General features: G+C 42.6%; 15 protein-coding genes. All 15 read left to right on the top strand.

Features of this window, described 5'->3' with window-relative positions:
- The first annotated feature begins 351 nt into the window (after positions 1 to 351).
- Positions 352 to 1,572, top strand: coding sequence for a FimB/Mfa2 family fimbrial subunit (locus I2I33_RS02775; RefSeq protein ID WP_087420625.1), 1,221 nt, complete (start codon positions 352 to 354; stop codon positions 1,570 to 1,572).
- Positions 1,573 to 1,671: 99 nt separating this feature from the next.
- Positions 1,672 to 2,577 carry a FimB/Mfa2 family fimbrial subunit gene (locus tag I2I33_RS02770; RefSeq protein WP_087420089.1) on the top strand — a complete coding sequence of 302 codons (906 nt, stop codon included), beginning with the start codon at positions 1,672 to 1,674 and terminating at the stop codon, positions 2,575 to 2,577.
- A gap of 28 nt (positions 2,578 to 2,605) precedes the next feature.
- Positions 2,606 to 3,202 carry a DUF3575 domain-containing protein gene (locus I2I33_RS02765; RefSeq protein WP_087420626.1) on the top strand — a complete coding sequence of 199 codons (597 nt, stop codon included), beginning with the start codon at positions 2,606 to 2,608 and terminating at the stop codon, positions 3,200 to 3,202.
- A gap of 25 nt (positions 3,203 to 3,227) precedes the next feature.
- Positions 3,228 to 5,069, top strand: a complete 1,842-nt coding sequence (locus I2I33_RS02760) for an OmpA family protein (RefSeq protein WP_087420090.1) — start codon at positions 3,228 to 3,230, stop codon at positions 5,067 to 5,069.
- Positions 5,070 to 5,090: 21 nt separating this feature from the next.
- Positions 5,091 to 7,553: a Calx-beta domain-containing protein gene (locus I2I33_RS02755; RefSeq protein ID WP_140402552.1), complete on the top strand. Its 2,463-nt coding sequence runs from the start codon at positions 5,091 to 5,093 to the stop codon at positions 7,551 to 7,553.
- Positions 7,554 to 7,600: 47 nt separating this feature from the next.
- Positions 7,601 to 10,195 (top strand): BACON domain-containing protein, encoded by a 2,595-nt coding sequence (locus tag I2I33_RS02750; protein ID WP_087420091.1) that lies wholly within the window; start codon positions 7,601 to 7,603, stop codon positions 10,193 to 10,195.
- 30 nt (positions 10,196 to 10,225) lie between these two features.
- Positions 10,226 to 11,851 carry a FimB/Mfa2 family fimbrial subunit gene (locus I2I33_RS02745; RefSeq protein WP_087420092.1) on the top strand — a complete coding sequence of 542 codons (1,626 nt, stop codon included), beginning with the start codon at positions 10,226 to 10,228 and terminating at the stop codon, positions 11,849 to 11,851.
- A 13-nt stretch (positions 11,852 to 11,864) separates the two neighbouring features.
- Positions 11,865 to 12,215: a hypothetical protein gene (locus I2I33_RS02740; protein ID WP_087420093.1), complete on the top strand. Its 351-nt coding sequence runs from the start codon at positions 11,865 to 11,867 to the stop codon at positions 12,213 to 12,215.
- Positions 12,216 to 12,387: 172 nt separating this feature from the next.
- Entirely contained in the window at positions 12,388 to 12,948 is a 561-nt protein-coding gene (locus I2I33_RS02735) for an RNA polymerase sigma-70 factor (RefSeq protein WP_087420094.1), read from the top strand.
- Positions 12,949 to 13,077: 129 nt separating this feature from the next.
- Complete coding sequence (locus I2I33_RS02730) at positions 13,078 to 14,235, top strand: FecR domain-containing protein (RefSeq protein WP_087420095.1); 1,158 nt, start codon at positions 13,078 to 13,080, stop codon at positions 14,233 to 14,235.
- A gap of 168 nt (positions 14,236 to 14,403) precedes the next feature.
- The gene (locus I2I33_RS02725) at positions 14,404 to 17,706 is read left to right on the top strand and encodes a TonB-dependent receptor (RefSeq protein WP_162613722.1); all 3,303 of its coding nucleotides are present in this window, start codon (positions 14,404 to 14,406) and stop codon (positions 17,704 to 17,706) included.
- A 12-nt stretch (positions 17,707 to 17,718) separates the two neighbouring features.
- Complete coding sequence (locus I2I33_RS02720; protein WP_162613723.1) at positions 17,719 to 19,161, top strand: RagB/SusD family nutrient uptake outer membrane protein; 1,443 nt, start codon at positions 17,719 to 17,721, stop codon at positions 19,159 to 19,161.
- 12 nt (positions 19,162 to 19,173) lie between these two features.
- Positions 19,174 to 20,352 (top strand): thioredoxin family protein, encoded by a 1,179-nt coding sequence (locus I2I33_RS02715; protein WP_087420098.1) that lies wholly within the window; start codon positions 19,174 to 19,176, stop codon positions 20,350 to 20,352.
- A gap of 352 nt (positions 20,353 to 20,704) precedes the next feature.
- Positions 20,705 to 21,304, top strand: coding sequence for an RNA polymerase sigma-70 factor (locus I2I33_RS02710; RefSeq protein ID WP_229128169.1), 600 nt, complete (start codon positions 20,705 to 20,707; stop codon positions 21,302 to 21,304).
- A 41-nt stretch (positions 21,305 to 21,345) separates the two neighbouring features.
- Positions 21,346 to 22,512, top strand: coding sequence for a FecR family protein (locus tag I2I33_RS02705; RefSeq protein ID WP_087420100.1), 1,167 nt, complete (start codon positions 21,346 to 21,348; stop codon positions 22,510 to 22,512).
- The last annotated feature ends 55 nt before the right edge of the window (positions 22,513 to 22,567 follow it).

The raw sequence follows: 22,567 nt of genomic DNA, 5'->3' as shown, positions 1-22,567 counted from the left end.
TTTTAATGAGTGCAAATTTATATATATATTTTTATTATTTCAAATAATGCGACGATTATTTTTCAATAGATGATAAAATAATTCAATTTTTTTTGAGTAGTAGTTTTTTTGGAGACAAAAAAACTATTACCCACCTTGATTTTCTAAAAGATGGGCGGAGTTCAGATCGCCTTCCCCGGACTACAAAAATTCATTATATAAATAATAACCCGCCGAAAGACCCCTTTTTATTTGAAATTTTATGTTTTACCGTTACCTACAAAGTAACGGTAAATTTAAATAGTGTGTAGTAAAAATTTTTGATGACATTCTGTCAGATTTCAAATGTTAGGTAATTTTAAAGAATGGGTTATGAAAAAAAGATTTAGTTTATTATGGTCATTGCTTGCAATGGTGGTAGTGTGTGCTTGTTCAAAGAGTGGTGGTTCGGATTATCCGGATCCGGAAAAGGCCGGTTTAACGTTTCAGGTTACTTTTGATAAAACCGGTATGGAAGGAAGAGCTCCACAATCTACGGCAATTCCGGAAACTTCATGGTCAAATATCAAACAATTACAATTTTTATTGTACAACGCATCCGGTCAAGTGGTTTATTCAACCATCGTGAACCCGTCAAGCGTGTTGAGTACTTTCACGTACACGGACGTACCGGTAGGTACCGGTTACACGTTAGTTGCTGTTGCGAACGTGAAAAGTTCTTCGGATGCAATCACTACTTATATTGATGGAGGTACAACTCCAACTGAATGGACGATGTGGAATGTGCGCCAGAAGACTCTCTCGAATTTGGTGATAGAGCATGCAGATGGAGCTTTCCCGACATTCTGTTCAACTAAACTGACCACCGCGGGTAATGCTGCTTACAATGAACCGTCAGAGATCTTTATGGGATCTGCAACGGGTATAGATGTTGCAGCCGGAACGACGACTCCCGTGTCGGCCATTGCTCTGAAACGTGAAGTAGCCATGATGCGTGTTCGTTTGAATGTAAAAGATAGCGAAACGGATAATTTGAACACGGTTAATTTCACGCAGGATGCTTCTATCATGATTTATCGTTTACCGGATAACATGAAAATTGGGGCAGCAAATGCAGGTGGAGTGAGTGCAACGTCAACCGATGCCAATATATTGGCTATAAAGGACGGAACTATTTTCAACACGGCCGATCCTGCTTCAGGATATAACCCGAAGGTTATTCTGAAGGATAATTTCACGATGTGGAGAGATGTTATCGTGTGGCCGAATAATGGAGGACGTGCTATTAATGGAGCATCAACAGCAGACGCTTCTGTCGATCGTCAGTATTTTATCGTTGTTTCCGGACGTGGAAAAGCAGGTCATATTTTGGCAAACGGGGATGAGATGTCTACTGACGGTCCTGTTTATTGGTCTGGTTTGATTAAAGAGAACTTTACACCAAACACGATTCGTGAAGTGAACTTGACTTTACGTTCAGGAGGTACTACAGACGTGCCGACAAAACCTAGAGCAGAAGGTGGTTTGACAATTGGTGTTTCAGCTCCGGAAGCTTGGAGTAGTAATATCGTAGAATCAGCACTTACACTGTAAAAGAATTCCTTTTTATACACTCAAGATGATTTGCCTGGGAGCAGGACCTCTGCTCCCGGGGAATCTGAAATAAGTGTAAAATCAACAAAAATATTAAATATGGGAAAGAACAGACTTCTCATAGCATTTACGGGTGTGATTATCCTGCTCCTGCTTGCGTCATGTACCTATGATTATTTTAAAGATGAAACCAATTACCAGGTTTACGTACCCGAAGTGGTGGATAATAAGGTTAGTGACTGTCGTGTACTGGTTTATGACGAGACAGGAACATTGGTGGGAGCGCGTTACGAGGCTGCCCCGTGGAAAGATCCCCGTATGAGAGCAGGGTTGTTTAGTTTCAGATTACCCCCTGGTGAATATAAGGTCTATTGTTATACGAATACGGATAGTCTTTCATTTGTGGATGAACAACAACTGGAAACCTCTGCTTTTATGCTGAATAATAGCAGTTCCGGGGAGAATCATTACGTGCATCCTTCGGACGTGTTATTCCAGAAGTTTGTGCCTGTAATCGATCACCCGGGAATTTTGCGTACAGACACGGTGGAGTTGGAGCATTACACAGGAAGAGTAACCGTGCGTTTTAAGAATTTTCCGGGCGACGTGTCACGCATAGTAAACGTGCAATTGTTGGCAGAAGGGGCGTCCTCCGTGCAGTATTTGAAAAATGATACAATAGCTGGTCGGCAGACCCCGGATGATCATATGTTTCATTTCGGAGAGTTACCGGAACAGACGACTGCTGATTATCTGGAAGTGGATCATCGTTATTTACCGTCTGTTGAAGGCGAATTTATGAGGCTGAATTATACATTCCTGGACCGTGACGGTATTGCCGTCAATCATTTACCGGTAGAAGTGAAAGATAAACTGACCGGTTTGCCACTCAGGCTATTGCATGGCCAGCGTATTATTATTGAAATCGATTCTTACGTCGTGGTCAAAGTTTCGATCGTGGGATGGAATGAAGATATTGAGAGTGGAAATACGAACATGGAATGATGTGATATTCATGAATAAAGAGAATAATATGAAACCAGTTGTACGATATATTTTACTTGTTTCCGTTTTGCTTTGTTTATTTGGCGGGGTACGGGCGCAAAGTGTTAAGGTAAATGTACCTTTATGGTTGACCGGTTCACCTAATATCGGTTTTGAGTACACGTTAACGCGACAGCTCACGGTGAATGCCGAGGGGGCGTGGTTACCGTATATGTTTAAGAAGAATGAAGAAGTTTTTCGAGTGTTAATGGGGGCCGCGGAGTTACGATACTATTGGAACCCGCAAAATTTTTACACGAATGATTCATGGGATGGGTTTTATATCGGTCCTTACGCCATGTATGGCACTTTTAATATCGGGTTGTTGAAACACAATGACCCGCTCCGGAGTTATCGCCGGAAAGGATGGGGGGTATCGGGAGGTATTACTTTCGGGTACAAATATGCTTTTAACTCCCGTCTGGCGCTGGATATGAATATCGGTGTTGGATATGCTCATTTCCAGTATGATAAATATAAACTAGGAGGAGAATACGTGAATTTCCCGTTGGAACTCAAGAAGACCAAGCAATGGATTGGTCCGACGAAGTTCGGCGTGAGTCTTACATACAATATATTCCGCTAGTGTTACAGATAAAATGTTGCTGAAAATGAGAAAAAAGAAGATACAAATTCTCTTGTCGGTTGCCGTGTTTCTTTTCCTGATGGATGGAGCGTTTCCTGTGAAAGCACAGGAACGTAAGCTGGGACGGGTGGAAAGACGGGCTGACCGTAATTTTGTAAGGCAGAAGTTTAATAAAGCGATGGCGCAGTATGAAACGGCTCTTAAAAAAGAAGAGAATGTGCAAAATCAAGCCGCTCTTCATTTGAAGATTGCGCGCTTGTATTTCATGGTACGGGATTATAGCTGGGCTATCGGGCATTACGAGAAGGCGATGGAGCTGGAACGGAATTTATTCCTCGTGGATGACGTGTGTGACTACATAGACGCGTTGCGTTTTCAAGGTCAGGCACGGAAAGCCGAGGCGATCTGTCTGGATAATGCTTATCGAGATCAGTATAGCAGGTATCAACGCTACCAGAATACACTGGAGGCTCTTGCCATGCGTCATTCCGTGCAGGAATTCCCCGGATTCACGGCCAAACGGTTGTCTTTGAACACGCCGAATGCCGAGTTCTGGATTGGAAATTACGGGGAACAACCTTTCTATGCCATTAGTTACAGTAAGTTTAACGATCCCGGAAAGTTGTTTTTCCATCGTACTCACTATTACGAGTTGAGGGAGGCCGGGGAAAAGGTGATGTCACAGAAATCACCGAGATATTCCGATTATTTCCGGAAGATTCCGGTGGATTTGCAGAATGGACCGGTAACGTTTTCTCCGGATATGCAGGTGATGGTGACCACGGTGATCGAGTACGATAAAAAGAATGTATCGGTGGAGATGGTGGACAAAAAACATCGTCCTTTCCGTACTAAATTGTACTATTCCGTGATCAAGAGCCAGAGTAAACGTTTTGGAAGGTACATTCCGGTTTTCCCGCAAGACCCGGAAAATTCGTATGCTCATCCTTACTTGTTTAATGACGGGAAATCGTTGTTGTTCACTTCTGATATGCCGGGAGGATTTGGCGGGTTTGACTTGTACGTCGTTCATTGGGACGAAGAGACACAGGAGTGGGGAACCCCGATGAATTTGGGTGCGGATGTCAACACGGAAGGGAACGAGATTTTTCCCGTACTTTATGAAGGACGTCTTATTTTTTCCTCTAACGGGTTACCGGGTTTCGGAGGATATGACCTGTTTAATGCCGACTACGATCAAGAGGGAGTAATTCCGGGCAGCGTGCGTCATTTTCCTTATCCGGTGAATTCGGTTTTCAACGACTATTTTATGTGTCCGCTGGATTTACGAACCGCTTATTTTGTTTCGGACCGGGAAATGGAGTCCCGGGATGATATTTATTATCTGCAAACCGAGGAAGATTTGGGGACCCTGCAGGGAGATCCTCATTTCGGAATGAGCGAGGAAAGTGCGATTCTGGGCGGGGCTTTATTACTGAACGGGACCACGGAATCGGTTACCAAGGAAACTATTTCAATAAAACGATATGCACCGGAAGGTTTGCTAATGACTCTTTATTTTGATTTCGATTCGGATAAATTGACTCGAGAATCCATTCAATGCCTGGAGCAGTTTATTAATGAAATGGGTTCCTATTATTTCTCTGAATTGAGATTTGACGGTTTCGCTGACGAAATGGGTAGTGACAATTACAACTATGCCTTGTCAGCAAGAAGGGCAAAGAGTGTTGCCGAGTTTTTACGGGATCATGGTGTCAATGTGGATTTCAATATAAAGGCTCACGGCAAGGTGAGACTTTCTCCGGAGGAGATGAAGGAAGAGATGGGAAATCAAGCGGAGGGAAATATTGACTGGATTCAGGTGAATCGTAAGGCGAGACGTGTTGAGATATATCATAAGAGGTAGAATTAAAAAGTAAACGATAATATGAAGAAGACGAGAATTCATAGAGTGTGGATATTGTTCCTGCTGAGCGTGATCACTTGTTTGCAGGTGAAAGCCCAGTATATGCCGGTGGTGTTCGATAAAGTATATGGTGATAAAAATCAGATTCAACTGGTTTGCCCGCTACCCGGTGATGAAGTAGCTTTAGTTGGTAAAGAAGGTCAAAAATATAACTTGACATGGGTGGAACGGGAAGGAGACGTGGTTTTTTCACTTCCATTGACAGGCTTTACCGCGGTGAACGAGATTGTGGAGTTGGATAACAGCCGGGTTTTGGTGGTTGGACAGTCTAGTGTGCCGAATGTAAAAGGTAAAAAGGATAAAATTACTTTATGTGGACGTATCGTGGTGATTAATCGAGGCGGACGTATCGTTACCGATATTTATGCCGGGGATCAAGGAAGTAATTTCCTGAAAGGTATGCTGCTGCGGAGCGGGGCGTTCGTGGTGTCCGGTTCGGAGCCGAAAGGGGCGGACGGTCGTCAGGGAATCCTGTTGAAACTGGACCCGACGGGTAGCGTGGTTTACCAATATAAAAATGCCGGAGGTGGTTATTGTGACCAGTTTGCGGTGATGGGAAATTCGATTGAATACATTTGTGCGGCATTCTCTGCCGGAAAGGATAAGGAGCAAGCTCTCGTGGTTCGTCTGGATGATAAGGGAAAACCTTATTACATGACGACGATCCCGGCAAAACAGTTTGTCGTGACCGGGTTGAATGCCAATATTAATGACGGTTCGGTGCTTGTGATCGGTAATTCACCGACAGATGGGGGGATTATTTACAAGATTCGTCCGGAGGGAGACATCGTGTTTGCGAAGAATATGATTCCTGCCAACCAAGGGGCCACTATGCTGGATCATCTTCAGGTGGCCCGTAATGGTAATATTCTGGTTGGAGGTAGCGGAAGTCAAGGATATTATGCTTTGTTGCGTAATGACGGAACAGCCTTGTATTCGGGAACGTCTAAGGGAAATGTGCGGGGAATCGGGATGAACCCGGCAACCGGGGAGTCCGTGGTGACGACATACGACATGGGCGGACGTAGAGGCACGTTCATACGTATTCACCCGACCGGGAAAGTGGAGTTCGAGCGTTCACTGGATGGTAATTTTGACAAAATGAAAGTGACCAACAGCGGGGAGATTTTATTGTTATCTTCTTCTGAAGGACGGGTTTGTATGTTTTCGTCCACGGGTGAAAAGGAGTTTGACCGTTATGTGACGGATAATAAACCGACGGCTTATCGTCAGGCGTATACTGCTTCATCCGGGGAGTTACTTTTCCTGGGAGCGGGAGGTCGTCTCGTGAAACTGGGACATGGTCTTTATGTTTCGGACGTGAAGATCACGAAACCGGTGAATGGAATAGCCACGGCTATTTTTACCGTGACTCTGACCGGGTATGCCACGACGAAAGAAGGCGCACCAATTCCGGTAAGCGTGGGATATGCTACCCAAGAGAAAACGGCTAATATTGCGAATAATTTTACACCGGTGAAAGGAAAGCTTTCGTTTACCCCGTCACGGGGAACGGCCGACCGTTATCTGGTAAAACAGGATATAGAGGTGTCCGTGAAAGCGAATAATTTGATCGAGGGGATGAAAGAGTTTGAACTCGTACTTTCGGATGCACAGCAAAGTTATCTGGTGAAACCCGTGGGTAAAGCGGTGATCGAGGATCAACAGGCTGTTGTTAAGATGGTTCGCACGGAACAGGGAGAAGAGGGAACAAAAGATATTTTATACGAGCTTGGGTTGTTCAAACCGGATGGAACTCCTTTAACGAATTCGACGGGAGCCAATATCATCGTGGATGGTATTTACGGGGAAGGAACGGCTGATGCCCTTGATTTCGATATGGGATTAACCCCGAGAGTGATATTTGCCAATGGATCACAGAAATCATCGTTCTCGGTGAAAACGTTGGAGGATACCCGTTATGAATTACCCAAGACGGTCGTGATTAACTTTAATAAAGTACATTGCCTGAGTGGTTCGAACGTGGCTTTTGAAGGGGAGTTGTTGAGTTGTAGCGGGGTGGTTGTCGATCAACCGGCACGTTTAATGATAGCTTCCCTTGGCGATCACAGATTGAACAATAATGTTGTATCGGGATTCTTCACGGTGTCTTTGGTGCGGGCTTCTGACGGGGCTTTGCTGACGAATGCTACCGGAAGTGATGTTATCGTGAATTGTGTGACGGTTCCTGATGCTTCGGCTAAAGAAGGTAAAGACTTTGTGTTCACGAATATGCATGATCTCCGCATCAGTGGCGACGGAAATCATAGTTCCGCGAACGTGTATGGTGTGGTGCTATATAGTACGGATGCAGCGGAAAAACAAGTGAAGTTGAAAATCAAGTCTGTAACTCAACCCACGGGCGCGCAACCGATCAGTGTTTCTGATGCAGAAGCTACGGCCGAGTTTACGATCCGTAAATAAACAAATTCTACTCCCTTCGGGGAGGTAGTGAATGAAAAAAGAGAATTATGGCAGGAAAATATATAAACATATTGTTAGCGGGGTTATTGACTATTCTCCTACTAGCTTGCTCGGATGACAGGGATTCCCTGTCCGGGCAAGCGAGTGGAGATCCTTTACTGACTTTCAACATGACGAGAGCGGGTGGGGATATTGTCAGTAACACGTTGGTCTATCTTTTTGATGGAGATGGAGGTGATGCCGGAAGATTCAACCAGAAGGTTCAGGGGGTAACTTATGCCCCGGATCGACTGTCGATGACTGTCGCTGCCGGGACGTGGAATATAGCCCTTGTGACTGCCAATACTGATTTTAGTGGCGGGTTGATTCAACCTAGGCGTAGCGCGGCTCGTGAAGATTTGAAGATGTGGGAGACCCAAACATCGGGAGGAATATTACCTTCTATGCCGGAATTGCGCACGGCCAATATCGATGGTCAATTGGTTATTGGCGGACAGGATAATTCGGTTTCGGGAATTACTATATTGTCACGAAACGTGGCTCTGGTAAAGGTGGTTATCGCGGATGCGGGTGGATTGGACGTGAACGGGACGCATAATTTCGAATTGAAGGATGTGCCGACTACCTTGAACTGGGAGGGAGGATTATTCCCGACTGCAAAGAACCCTAGGGTGAGTTCCGTGCCGATGACCGGGACTTTCCGGGTCAAGGATAGTACCTCGTTACCGGGACACCAACGTAGTGACACGTTGTATTTTGTTATCCCGGCTCACAAGGGAAACGATTACCTGAGTGTTAACCCGAAAGATACGACGGAGAGTCACATGAAAGTGAGTGTGGACTTGGCTTGTGAGGGGGGAACTCGTTTTAAAAAGACAGATGTTGTAATCCCGCGGGTACCCCGTGTGAATGGTATATTACTTGTGCGTCTTCTGGTAGGTGGAAAACTGGACGTGACGGCTGATGTTTTGGGTTGGGAGGATGTGGAATTGAATGCTGACCTGTCACAGACACAGCTTTACACGGATAAAGCATCCGTGGGATTATCACATAAAGATACACTTTACGTGAACACGAATGCCTCGGATTTTACGGTGGATTACCCGACAGGAGGTTGGATTACTTCCGTTCGGAAGATTGCGGATAACGGGGTCGAGATTACGGCTAACGTGGACACTTACGTGGATGGTCAACCTCGTAGTTCTTATATCACGGTCAAAGCGAATAACGTGACGAAAAAGATTCCCGTGACGCAAAGACCGGATGAGGGAACGATTACCGTGGATAATAAACGATTGGTTTTCTGCCCGAATCTTCATGAGAATAGACAAGTTGCGATTACGAGTACCGGTGGTAACTGGAAATTCCTGACCACGAATCCCAGAAAGGCTGCCGCAAACGTGCAGAGTGGAAATGCCGGGATAAGTAACGTTAACTTCACCCGTTCTTCTGTTGCTTACAACAAAACTTTGGATGAGGGACATCTTGTTTATGGAGATACGCTTGTCATCGTGAAGAATGTTATGACGCTGGATACGGATACGATTCGATTGGTGAATTGCTATATCTACGTGGATAATGATAACACGATTGATGCTTCTGCACCACAAGGAACGGAAACACAAGCGGTAACCAATTCACAGGATGTGGTCGTGTACGGTGGAATGAAGATGATAGAGAATTTTGTCCCGCAACAAACTTGGATTCATGATATTTCTTGGGATCCGATTGGACAGATATTGTCATTTACCACGGATCGTAACACGGGAAATGCAAATCCGGAGGATAATGATGAACCTCGTTCGGGAACCATGAGATTTAGACATGCCTCGTGTCCGGATTATGAAGTGACGGCTAATGTTTATCAGGATATTATCGTGACGATACCGCCGTTCCATTATTTCGTGGTGAAGTTTACTTGGAGTGGTTCTACGGATGTTGATATTGCCGTGGAGTTTGCCGGAAATCATCTTACAAATGTGGGTAATGATAATAGTCTATATGATAAAATACCTGTCGGATTTGGTATGCAAGCTAATAATTTCGGAAAAGGGGTCACAGGACCAGGTGGAGGTGATAATGATGGAAGAGAGTCTTTTGCTTATAATGGAGGAACACTCTTGGAATGGGGGGGGGATGCCACGAGGGGACAAGGAGAAACAACATTTTTTAATGCACCATTGTTTGAAGGGGATGCTAATTCTCCTCGTAAAATAAAATTGGAGGTTTATGCTATTTGGTATACTTCAATTAGGCCATCAAATACAGCGATGAATCTTCACATGTATGCGTATGAGAATGGTACGATGGAAAGGGGAACGAATGCATCTGGAGATAATAATAAGTTTAATTTTTATAATAGGGGTGGTACTCTCCTGTATTCAGAAGGTTATGCTATAACCGTTGCAAGTTATGGGCAAAGTAAAGCTAAAACTTACACAACTTCCTATGGGCATATAGCTACAATTACTTATGATAGGGTGAAACATTCGGCTTCAGTTTCAGTACATGTTCCTTTCACGAAATTGACGACTACTAGGAGTATGAATACGAATACGGTTGAAACTTCAAGTGAAGAGGTGATTGTAGAACCTGAAATGATTGGACGTGATGAAAATGGGAAAGCCATTTATGCAGAATAAATGTCGTAATTAAATTAATGGAATAATACTATGAAATCATATCTCAAAATAATACCATATTTAATATGCATATTATTCGCCTCTTGTGCCAGTGATGATAGTCGTCCTGCACAGACACCTCGTCAAGTGAATGTAGCTCTTACCGTGACTCTGCCGGAGCCGGAAAACGTACACTCGCTTGCCCGTTCCTACACGGATAGCGAGATCCGGAACGTGGATGTGCTGGTGTTCGACGAGGATGGGAAGTTCATGGAACGGGTGAAGGTGGATGGTGGGGAGTTGACACCAAGCGGGACGGAGATTTCTTTTTCGATACGTTTGGATGCTACCTCGAAACGACGTGTTATTCATTTGGTGACTAACGGGAGAACTCCTGACGGAGTGACTGATCGACTGAATTTCGGGGATGTTACTCCGGCAATGTCGGAAAGTGTGGCTATGCTTGCATTGAAGACATCGACGTTTACGGGAACTCTGGTGGACAACGTGATGCCTTTGATCATGTGGGGACGTGTTGAACTCCCGACGGGAATTAATATCGTGACGAAGGCGGATAACGTGAAATTGTTACGTGCGGTGGCTTGTGTACAGGTAAAAAAAGGTGCGGTTGACGCCACGAACGGATTGAATGATTTTACAGTTCAAAGTATAACAGTGAACAAGGGCGCCGATTGCGGCTATTTGACCCCGACGAATTATTCAACAACTGTTACTCCCGTGACGGGACGTCCTCTTTCCGGTAGTACATTGAATTACGCGAATGGATGGTCGGACGGGGAAACCCCTTCCTTGTATATTTACGAGCGGAATTGCACGTCGGGCGATTACATGGGCGTAATCATTAAGGCCATATATAAAGGAAAAGAGGGGTATTATAAAGTGGTGATGGTAGATAATGGAGGGACTCCCTTGAATGTCGTGCGGAATCATCGTTATATCATCACGGTGGTCAGCGTGAACGGTCCTGGATATGCCAACGTGACGGATGCGATCAATTTTGCCCCGTCAAATGCTTTGAAGGTGGAATTGACGGATGAAGATTCCGATTTCCCTTGTATCGTGGCTGACGCCCAACACCGGATGACGATGTCCAATAACGTGTTTAACTTGTATGGTAAAAACCAAACGACCTCTGTTGCTAACGGTATTGAAATTTGCACGGTGTACTCAAGTCGTGGTGTTACGCCCGTGGTGACGGGAGGAACAACTTGGCTTACCGGCTTACAAGTCCAGTCGTTGGGAAATAACAAGTTTAAGATTGTCGGGAACTTTGCGGGAACATCTACTTTAGTATCTACAACTTTGACACTTACTTGTGATAATTTGTCCCAGTCTGTTGAGGTCAGTTGGAACCCGGAAATCTCAACTCTAAAAGATAGCGATTCGTATGTTTTGGATTTAGTGAATGTTACAAATCATAACTGGACCATACAGATTATGAATCCGTCGTCTACTACTTGGTTGGCCTTGCATCCTACCGCCAGCTTGCCTGCTGCCTTCCCGGGTGTAGACGGTTTTTTATCGGAGCTTAATAGTAATTATTATACTCATGCTTATCTGCATATAGGTTTTGGAAGTAACAGAAACGGAAGGGTGCAGATGAGTTCAGTTGTTGGCGGTAAGACAAAAGCGTGTAAAATAATCATTGTTCAATAAAATTCATATGTGTATGGAACTGGAAGAGATATTGCAAAAGGAAAAACGGAATGAAGAATATATTTTTCTTTATCACGAGAATGGGGACTGGTATGCTTATGAGCATTCTGCTTTTTATTGTTATTCTCTTCTGGGAATGTTCGATGTGAATTGGTTAACCACTACTTCCGGGATCGTAGAGAAAAGGATTATCCGGATACGTGTTAACAACCTGGATCGGCTTTTATACACTTCCTCGTTACAATTGATCCGGAAACAGAGTACGGAATGTGTGCTGATGTGTAAAATTTTGTGTGGAGGTTTCCACTATTGGCGAGGAATGATAGAGATGAAATTCCAGGGATTACAAAAAGAACGAGTTTAGACGTTAATAAGATCTTCGTAGTTTACATAGTTGAGGGACTGGTTTCTATATAGTATAGAAATCGGTCCTTTTTTGTTTGATGATTTTATGGCAGAGAATAATTTTATTTTTTATGATCATAGGTTTGTTCATTTGAATTTCTAATTTTGTGATTGGATTGAAAATTGTATTAATGACAAAGAGGGAAGAACAGTTCTTACAACGGATAAACACGAAGCAACCAGAAGCTTTTCGTGAATTATTCAGCGAATTTTATAATTCGCTGGTTCTTTTTGCGATGGGGTTTGTCGAGCAGCAGGACGTGGCGGAAGATATTGTGCAGGAGGTGTTTATTGCCGTTTGGGAACGGGATGCCCAATATCCGACTTACAATGCTTTTCGTAGTTTCCTTTATAATTCAGTGAAGAATGCCGGCTTGAATCATCTGAAACACAAGAACGTGGAGGAGAAGTATCTTGCCTCGTTGAATCTTGAGGATGAAGGGGATGATATTGATTTGAAAATGATGGAGGAGGAGTTGTATCGCCTGTTGTTTAAGACGATAGATGAACTTCCGGATAAATGTAGGAATATCTTTTTATTGCATTTGGAAGGAAAAGGAAACGAGGAGATTGCTCTTTTGTTGAATTTATCCATATTAACGGTTAAGACACAGAAAAAACGGGCCATGTCATATATTCGGGAACGTTTGGGACGGGTGTATTTCGTGATGATGTCTTTGGGAATAATCTGATTTTTTGTTTTGTAATCTATTGAAAATGAGTTGTCCGTAAAGAATTTTACTTTTTGGATGAAATTTCTTTTATTTTTTGTACCTCTCTTGAAATAGGTTGTTGTTCTAATTATAGAAAAAGGATAAGCAATGGATGATTGTAAATTTAGAATGGTTGAAATGATGCATCTTTATTTGTCCGGGGCAATTACGGATGAAGAGATGCAGGAATTGCAAAAATGGTTGGATGCGGCACCGGAGAACCGGGCCATGTTTGACCGGGTTTGTAAGGGAAAGGATATTTTATACAAGTATAGAATGTACAAGAAAATTGATCATAGAGCAGCTTACGAGCGTTGTGAAAAACGAGCCGGTATAAAGAGAAAGAGTATCGGAGTGTGGTTGAAATATGCGGCGATGTTATTACTTCCTTTGGGGACGATTTTCGTACTGCTAAGAAATAATGAACACGAACAACCCGTGGAGGTTGCTACCGTGGATATTCTTCCGGGAGAAACGAAGGCAACCCTGATTCTGGCAGATGGGAAATCGGTGGTATTACAACATGATACGACCCGTGATATAGTCGTAGGTGAGGGTGTGAATGCGAAGAATTCCGGTAGCGGGATCGTGTATTCTGCAAATGGGAATGAGAAGAGGGATTTACAATATAATGTATTACAAACACCGAGGGGGGGGGAGTACCAAATCACGTTGGCAGACGGTTCGATGGTTCAATTGAATTCTGGCACTCAATTGAAGTTTCCGGTGGTGTTTGATAAAGAGAAAAGAGAGGTATATTTAACGGGGGAGGCCTTTTTTGAAGTGCAGAAAGATGAAAAGCGTCCTTTTTACGTGATTGCAGACGGAATCAAAATCCGGGTGTATGGGACGTCTTTTAACGTGAACACGCATGATAAAGAACGAGTGCAGACGGTGTTGGTGGAAGGGTCGATTGGATTGAGTGCTGAAAAGGGAGGGCCGGAATACCGGATGAAACCTTCACAACTGGGAGAATACAGGCGGACGGATGCATCCGTGAACGTGAAAACGGTAGATATTGAACCTTATGTTTCTTGGAAAGATGGCTTTTTCGTGTTTGAAAATCAAACCATGGAACAGATCATGAACACGCTTTCTTTATGGTATGACGTGGATGTTTTTTACACGAACGAGCAATTAAAGAATTTACATTTTACGGGACACGTGAAACGTTATGATCAGATTGATAATATTTTAAAAGCAATTAAAAGTGCGGTTGGCGTCACTTTTACAATAAAAGATAGAACGATTTGTATTTCTAAATAAAAAACACCGGAAGGTGTTCGAGGCCTTCCGGGTATTTTGATAACCTTGATAAGTCATGTTGGCGCATTTCTTATCACTAAGTAAAAATTTATAATGTTCAAAGTTATGAAAAAAAAATCAATTATGTCCTTTTTTTGGCGACATGGAGGACAAAAAAAATGGTTAGTTATGAAATTGACTGCACTATTTATTTTTGTGTTCTCGTTTACCCTTGTTGCTAATACAAGTGCGCAGCAAGAACGAGTAAATTTGAATTTAAAGAATGTGTCTATCCGGACCTTGTTCGGAGAGATTCAAAAACAGACGGCTTTGTCTTTCGTGTATAACATGGAACTGACACAACATTTGGGACAGGTATCCGTGAAGGCAAAACAGGAGGCCGTGGAAAGTGTTTTGAACCGGGTTTTAGCGAACACGGGGCTTTCCTACAAATTCGAGGGGGACATCATTGTGATTTGTGAATCTATCCCGACACAGCCCGTGCAGAGCGAGCAGAAGAAAGAAATTGTCATTGAAGGGAAAGTGGTGGATAAAGATTCAATGGCAATTATCGGGGCAACCGTTTTGGTGAAGGGTACGACCTTGGGAACAGCAACGGATTTGGACGGTAATTTTAAATTGACCGTGCCGAGTGCCGAGAACATCGAACTGGAGTTTTCATTCGTGGGAATGAAAAAACAATTTGTGAAAGTGAAAGGTTTGTCGAATCCTGCCCCACTGAAAGTGGTCATGGAGGACGAGGCAGTCGGTGTAGACGAAGTTGTGGTTGTTGGATATGGGGTTACTGCAACAAGAGATTTGACCGGACAGGTGGCCTCTTTGAACGAGGAACAATTAAGTAAGAAAAGTGCGACTAATGTGGAGACCATGCTGCAGAATGCGGCAGCCGGGGTTGTTGTTTCTCTGGCATCATCCAATCCGAATGAGAAAATCCGGGTACGGGTTCGTGGAGAAGCTTCGTTGAGTGGTGATAATGAACCGTTATACGTGGTGGATGGAATGCCCGTATCTTCAGATGTGATGAGTGCAATTTCTCCTTCAGACATTCAGTCCATAGATGTTTTGAAAGATGCTTCAGCAGCAGCTATTTATGGGTCTAGGGGGGCTAATGGTGTGGTTATCGTAACCACGAAACGAGGAAAAGGGGGAAAACCGGATCTAAGTGTAAATTACTCTTTTAGCGTGGATTCTCGGGTGAATAATTTTTCAGCTCTGAATGGGGACGAATTTCGTGAGTATGTGCGTTATGTTGCCGAACAAACGTTAAAAGTTGATGCTGATAATGAAATGGCTAATTCAATACTTGCTGAGGGAAGTGATGAATTGAAAGATGGTAATACGGATTGGGCTGAAGAGTTGGAACAACTTTCTTATCGCCATGATTTAAATTTATCTGTACGCGGGGGAGGAGATCACTCTAGTTACTATATTTCTTTGGGAGTTATGGATTATCAAGGTATGATTAAACATGATAGTTTTACCCGTTATACTGGTCGAATTAATCTAGATTATGATATTACAGATTTTTTGAAATTCGGGACTTCTACAACCTTAGGGTATACGGATGTGAGTTCTGCAGGAACTTCCCTTTATACGGCAATCGGTTTCCGGCCTGATTATCCCGTTTACGAAGAAGACGGTTCTTATTTTAAGGAAGGGACTTCTTATAATCCGGTAGCACAAAATGAGAAACGGAGTTATAGCGATAACTATAGTATTCTTTCTACTTCTTTTTTGGAGTTGAATATTTGGAAAGGACTAAAGTTGAAAACTTCTTTGTCATTGAATCAAAGTATGTCTTTTTCCGAGACGTATACACCAACTTTTTTGACTTCCGATAATAATGGATACGGGGGTGAAAGTACCAGTCGTTCGTTTACCACGGTATTTGATAATACTTTGTCTTATGCCGGAAACATTAATGATATTCATGCATTGGACGCTGTGGTTGGTATCTCGTTTGAGCGTACCAAAGACCGGGGATTCGGTTTGTACGTGAGCAATTACCCGATGGATGAGATATTGACAGGAATTACCAATGCAACAGAATTTGAAAGTAAGTATGGTAGCGGTACTGTTTATGGCTTGCAATCTTCTTTTGCTCGTATTAATTATCGGTTGCTGGATAAATATCTGTTTACTTTCACGGCTCGTTACGATGGGTCATCTTCTTTCGGTTCTAATAATCGTTTTGGATTTTTCCCATCTGGGGCTATTGCTTGGAGAATAAGTGATGAGAGTTTTATGAAGAATTTAAAGTTCTTGGATGACATGAAAATAAAGTTTAGTGTGGGAAAAACCGGAGTACAGAATTTTGATCGAGGTAGTTATGCAAACAAAGATCTTTATTCTACAAGTAGCTATCTAGGTAATCCTGCTATCGTGCATAGTCAATTGGGAAATCGTGATATTAAGTGGGAAACCACTGTACAATATGACTTGGGAATTGATTTCTCTATATTTCGTTCAGCCTTGAGTGGTAGTATTGCTTACTACGTGAAAAATACTGATGACTTGATTTGGACTTATACTCCTCCTTCAAGTTTAGCTGTTGCTGATATACCGAGAAATATCGGTGCGGTGAGAAACCGAGGTATTGAAATTTCTCTTCGGGCGAACTTGTTGCGCGGACAGAAAGATTGGAATTGGGAGTTGGGATTAAATATGGCCCATAATCGAAATAAAGTGACGAAGTTGGAGAAAGATGGTGCTATTGCAACCGGAATGGATGTAACTGTACAGGGGTCTGGAAATCAAGTCCTCGTGGAGGGATATGCTATGGGAGTTTTCTTAGGTTATGAATACGATGGAATAATTCAAAATCAAGAAACCATTGACGAATTAAATGCGAAAGCGGTTGCTGCGGGAAAATCTACCTACAATGGGTCCGGGCTACTTCCAGGTCATCTATTGATTCGTGACGTGGATAATAGTGGATATATTGACAATTATGACCGGGTTGTGATAGGTTCACCGGAAGCCGATCTAACGGGAGGACTCACTTCTACACTTACCTGGAAAAGGTTAAGTCTTTACACGCATTTTGGTTTTCAGATCGGGGGTAAAAAGTTATTTAATAAGACATTGCAGAATCTTCCAAATCAATTGAGTGGCTTGATTGATTACAATTTGTACAATCGCTGGAGTGTAGATAACCCTGATGCCAAATTGCCAGCCATGTATATTGGTGATTCAAGTGCATCTTTGACAGATCATCAATTGCACAATGCATCGAATCTCCGTTTGCAGGAATTACGTCTCTCTTACGACATTCCACGGTTATGGAACGGGAAATACTTGAAATCAGGGGAAATTTATTTCACCGCAAGTAACCTTTTCGTGATCACTAAATATCCCGGTTTAGACCCGAGTACGATCGGTTCGGCTAGTTCCAATTACGGGTCGAATTACGAGGGATGGAGTTACCCATCCTCACGCACATTCTCTTTCGGGGTAAAACTTAACTTCTAAATTTTGATGAATATGAAAAAGATATTGATAGTATTCGCTATAATTGTGGGATTTGCTAATTGTCAACTGGTTGACGTACTTGAGCAAGATCCAATGTACGAGTTAGATTTGGAAGGGGCAATCACTACCCCAGAAATGGCTGAACTTGCTCTAAATGGAGTGTATTCTTACTTACCTAGTAAGAGTTTGGAATACTTGTTCACAACGTTGAGTGGTAGTTTTATGTCGGGAGCCATGTTACGTGGGAGTTTTATTACTTCCGGTAATGCTATTTATTATTCAGAACGTAACTTGCCAATACTTACTTATAGTTCCTTTGGAGACGGGGAGTGGGATGCTGATTATAATATTATCAAAAATGTTAATTATCTTTTGACTGCTTTAGAAGGAATTAATGATAGTGATTTTGAGGAAGGGCGGAAAGATGAAATTATCGGTGAGTGTCATTTCCTTTCTGCTTTGGCTTATTTTAGAATATTACGTCAGTTCGGAGAATACTGGGATATGTCAAGTACATATGGAGTACTTATCCGTGACGAATTACCTTCCGTGTCGAATGCCGTGAAGGCACGTGCTACTGTGGCTGAAAGTTATGAGGAGATTTTCGGGCATTTGGAGATAGCTATTAATCAGGCACCGGAATACACTACTTCTTCTTTGGCTTCCGTACAGGCGGCCAAAGCGTTGAAAGCGGTTGTTTTATTTTATCAAGGCGAATATGCTGAAGCAGCTACGGCGGCTGATGAAGCGATTACTTCTGTGAACCCACTTGATGCAAGTTTTTCAAATGTTTTTACGAATACGGAAACTTCTACGGAGGTGATTTTTTGCCGGGATTTTGGTTCAGACGAGTTATCTTACATAACTTATTATCCAGAGCAAGCTTTTAATTCCGGACTTTGGGGAGCAACAGAATCTTACATGAATATAATTGAAGGTGATCCGCGTAAGGATATGGTTATCACGAATAAGGATATCATCTACAAAGAAGAAAACCAGAACGTGAATGTGGTAAGCAAGATGTATCGTTCCGGAGATGCCGTTCCTGTGATCTTTTTGCGTACAGCTGAGTTGTACTTAATCAAGGCTGAGTCATTGGCAAGGAGTAATGCTGCCATTGCTGATGCTTGGGCTCCAGTGAAAGAGTTACGTGAACGAGCTGGAAGTTCGGATATTACTACACCATCTACACATGAAGAATTACTGGATGAGATTTTCAAAGAGTGGTGGATTGAGATGGCTTTTGAGAATTGGCATGAATGGTTTGCTGTGCAACGTTTCGACCGCTTATTGGAAATGAATGTTTCCATTGCTGAGGATCTAGAAGAACAAGAAGCAATAAGTGAGAGTGCAGCCGAAACTTATTTGACTCAATTAAAATGGAAGAAAATATACAATATTCCTACATCGGAGACGAGTGCAAATACTGCTTGCGAAAAGAACCCAGGATATTAAAAATGTATGAGTATGAAACGATTGATTTTGATATTGTTTGTTGTCTCGATTGTCAATTCGTTTGCACAGACGAAGTTGGATTATGGTATCCGTTTTTATCATGGAACTTGGAAAGAAGCGTGTGATAAGGCTAAAGCTGAGAATAAATTGATATTCGTGGATTTTTACACCCAATGGTGTGGTCCCTGTTTAAATATGGCGGAGAATGTATTCATTCTCCCCTTTATTGGTGATTTTTATAACACGAATTTCGTGAATATGAAAATTGATGCCGAGAATGGGGAAGGGGTGGAGCTTGCCAAGCGTTATGGCGTGAATTCTTACCCAACCTACGTGTTTGTGGATCCCAAGAACGGTGATGTGGTACATCGGAGTAAATCTCGTCAGGAGGCTGAACAGTTTCTTGCCACGGGAAAAAGTGCATTAGTACCGGAATTGCGTTCCGGTTATCTAATTGAAGAATTTGCTAAAGGGCGTGACGACCGGGAGTTCTTGAAGAATTATATTCATTATAATGCCTCGATTTATGAACGAGAGAATGTGCAGAAGGCTTTTGAGATGTTGATCAAAAAGGGGGCAAAATTAACGGATTCGGATGTCTGGGGTATATTTAAAGCTAATATAAGAGGTACGGATAATCCTTATTTTCTGGAATTAGTGAAAAATTATGATGTTTTCGTGAAGGCTTTGGGAAAAGAGGTGGTGGATAATAAGCTGTATATGGAGACTCGTAATATTTCTTTGGAAGAATTAAATAGGTTACCGGAATTTAAGGGGAAATCCTTGAACAAGTATCTGGTACAAATTAATGCCTTGGTTCGAGATAAAAAATATGATGAAACCGATGCGTTGATCCGTACCACGATGGCTGATACATCTATCAATCAGCAGGATTTTATAGAACAACTTCGTTTTATTGTGCGTGGTAGTTACTGGTCCTCGGAGACTCCGGTAGAATGGTTGGGCAGGTGCGTCTCTTATCTACAATATATTGCTTATAACAGTGACGACCGTCAAGATCCGTATATTCATCAGGAGTATGCCGCTTTATTGGAACGTTTGATTCGTTTGACTCCGGGTGCGGAGAAGGTTTTCCCGAAATCAATCATGGAGAAACCGGAATTCGGTGCAAAAGAATATAGTATGCGTCCTAAGAATCTGGCACAAAAGCCAACGAGAAAGAAGAAATAGTGTGTGATGTTAATGTTTGTACCAGGGGGCTGTTCTGATAAAGAATGGCCCCTTGCTTTTGATCATGATTTTCTTTGCTTCGGACATACTATACTATTCCTTTTAGATTCATACCGTGTTTACGCAAATTTTCAACATTGTTTGTCCGTGAGTGACACGGAAGTGATACGTAGGAAGCACGGAGAAAGCACGGAGAAACCTATGCGAAACAATAGAGAGACAGCGAATTATAAGCGATAGAAAATAGTTGTGTATTTAACTGTTTTATTTTAAGGTGATTATGTGATTTTTTAATTCCTTTAATAAAAAGTCTGATTTAATCTTTTATATTTGCATTAAAGAATGAATGTACATGGTCGTGGATTATTCAGAAGATAGGGAATTATTAACGTTATTGAGACGTGGCGAAATTTCTGCATTTGTAGATATATATACCACGTATTATGATGCGTTGCTGAATTATGCCGACCGTTTGTTGAATGATATGGAGGCGGCTCGGGATGTGGTGCAACAGGTGTACTATAAGATATGGGAAAACCGGGATGCGTTGAATATTTCTCTTTCTGTTAAGGCTTATCTTTTTAAATCGGTTTACCATGGCAGTCTAAATACGCTTGCCCATCAAAAGAATATTCAGAAGTACGAGCAGGAACAGATGACTGATTTCTATTTTTCTACTGTTATTCAATCCCCCGAGGCGGAAGAGGCTTTGTGGAAGTCGGATATAGAGCAGGCCATACAGGAGGCCATTGCCACTTTACCTGAAAAGTGTCGGGAAGTTTTCGTGTTGAGTAAGATTGAAGGGTTGAAAAATCGGGAGATTGCTGAAAGACTGAATATCTCGGAGAAAACAGTTGAGCGTCATATGTCGATAGCATTAAGTAAGTTACGGGATGAATTAGACTGGTTATTACAAATTATTTTATTTTTTTCATTTTCTCATTGGGGGTAAAATTCCTTTCAACTGTCTTTAGTGTATAAAAGCACGAGAAGATGGATGATAAAAATATCAATATAGAAGAATTACTGGTCCGAATACTGGAGAATCGGGCAGATTCGGAAGAAATACGATATTTCTCGAAATGGATGGAGGGGTGGGAAAATCGGGTGTATTTTGAGAAGTTCAAAAAAATATGGAATTTTTCTGCGGGAAGTCACGCGAGTCCGGAAATGCTGGCGGCGGGGATAAGAGATTACCGTCTGTTTATGGAAAAATCTCTGAAACCGAAAATGCGTATAACGTTGATGTGGAGGATAGGTTCGGTTGCGGCCGTGTTATTGATGATCCTGTCTTCTGTTTTATGGTTACGGAAAGATGTTCCGGAGGTTTCTTCGGGTGAAAAATATGCCGTTTCTTCGGGACGGGGAGTTATTTTGAAGTTGGCTGATAGCAAAGAGATCATTCTTAGTGATTCGTTGAATCTGACGGGTGTGGCGGGAGAGTGGGTTAGTGTTAATAAAGTGGATCACCGGGGAATTGTATATAAGATAAAAGATTCAACGGAAATCGAAAAAGAGGAATTGTGTTATAACCAAATTATTGTTCCGGCAGGAGAACGTTTTCTGGTACAGTTGTCAGATGGAACTAAGGTATGGATCAACTCGGAAAGTGCTTTGCGCTATCCGGCTTATTTTGGTAAGCATATGCGGGAAGTTGAGGCTCGGGGAAACGTGTATTTTGAAGTTGCTAAGGATTCAGCCCGTCCGTTTGTGGTTGTTTCCAGAGAGTTGACCACGGAAGTACTAGGTACCCGTTTTGAGGTGAATACCTATGGGGACCGGGACGAGGTGAGTGCGACGTTGGTGGAAGGAAGTGTACGTGTGAACGTGGGCAGTCGTTTTGTTGTTATCAAGCCTAACCAACAATTCATGTTTAACACGAAGAGTGGCACTATCGAGGTGAACGAGGTGGATGCTGCGAGGAGAGTGATGTGGAAGGACGGTATACTGGTGATTGATAACGAGGCTTTCCGGGATGTGGTCTGGAAACTGGAACGCTGGTATGGAGTGTCAATCGTGAACGAGACCGGGCTTGTATTTACTCAATCTTTTAGTGGAGAGTTTGACCGGGAAGATATTCACGTGGCAATAGAGTCGTTGTGTGCAAATTTAAATATTACTTATACGATGGATAAAGATCGAATTATTCTGAAGAGGTAACAAAAAAGAGCATCCGTGCGACCAACACTATTGATGCTCCTTGCGCTAAGCCTTA

This window comes from Butyricimonas sp. BSD2780061689_150309_C8 (assembly GCF_015560935.1).
In the GTDB taxonomy this organism is placed as follows: Bacteria; Bacteroidota; Bacteroidia; order Bacteroidales; family Marinifilaceae; genus Butyricimonas; species Butyricimonas paravirosa.
The sequence above is the reverse complement of the archived record's forward strand: the minus strand, read 5'-3'. Positions and strand labels throughout refer to the sequence as shown.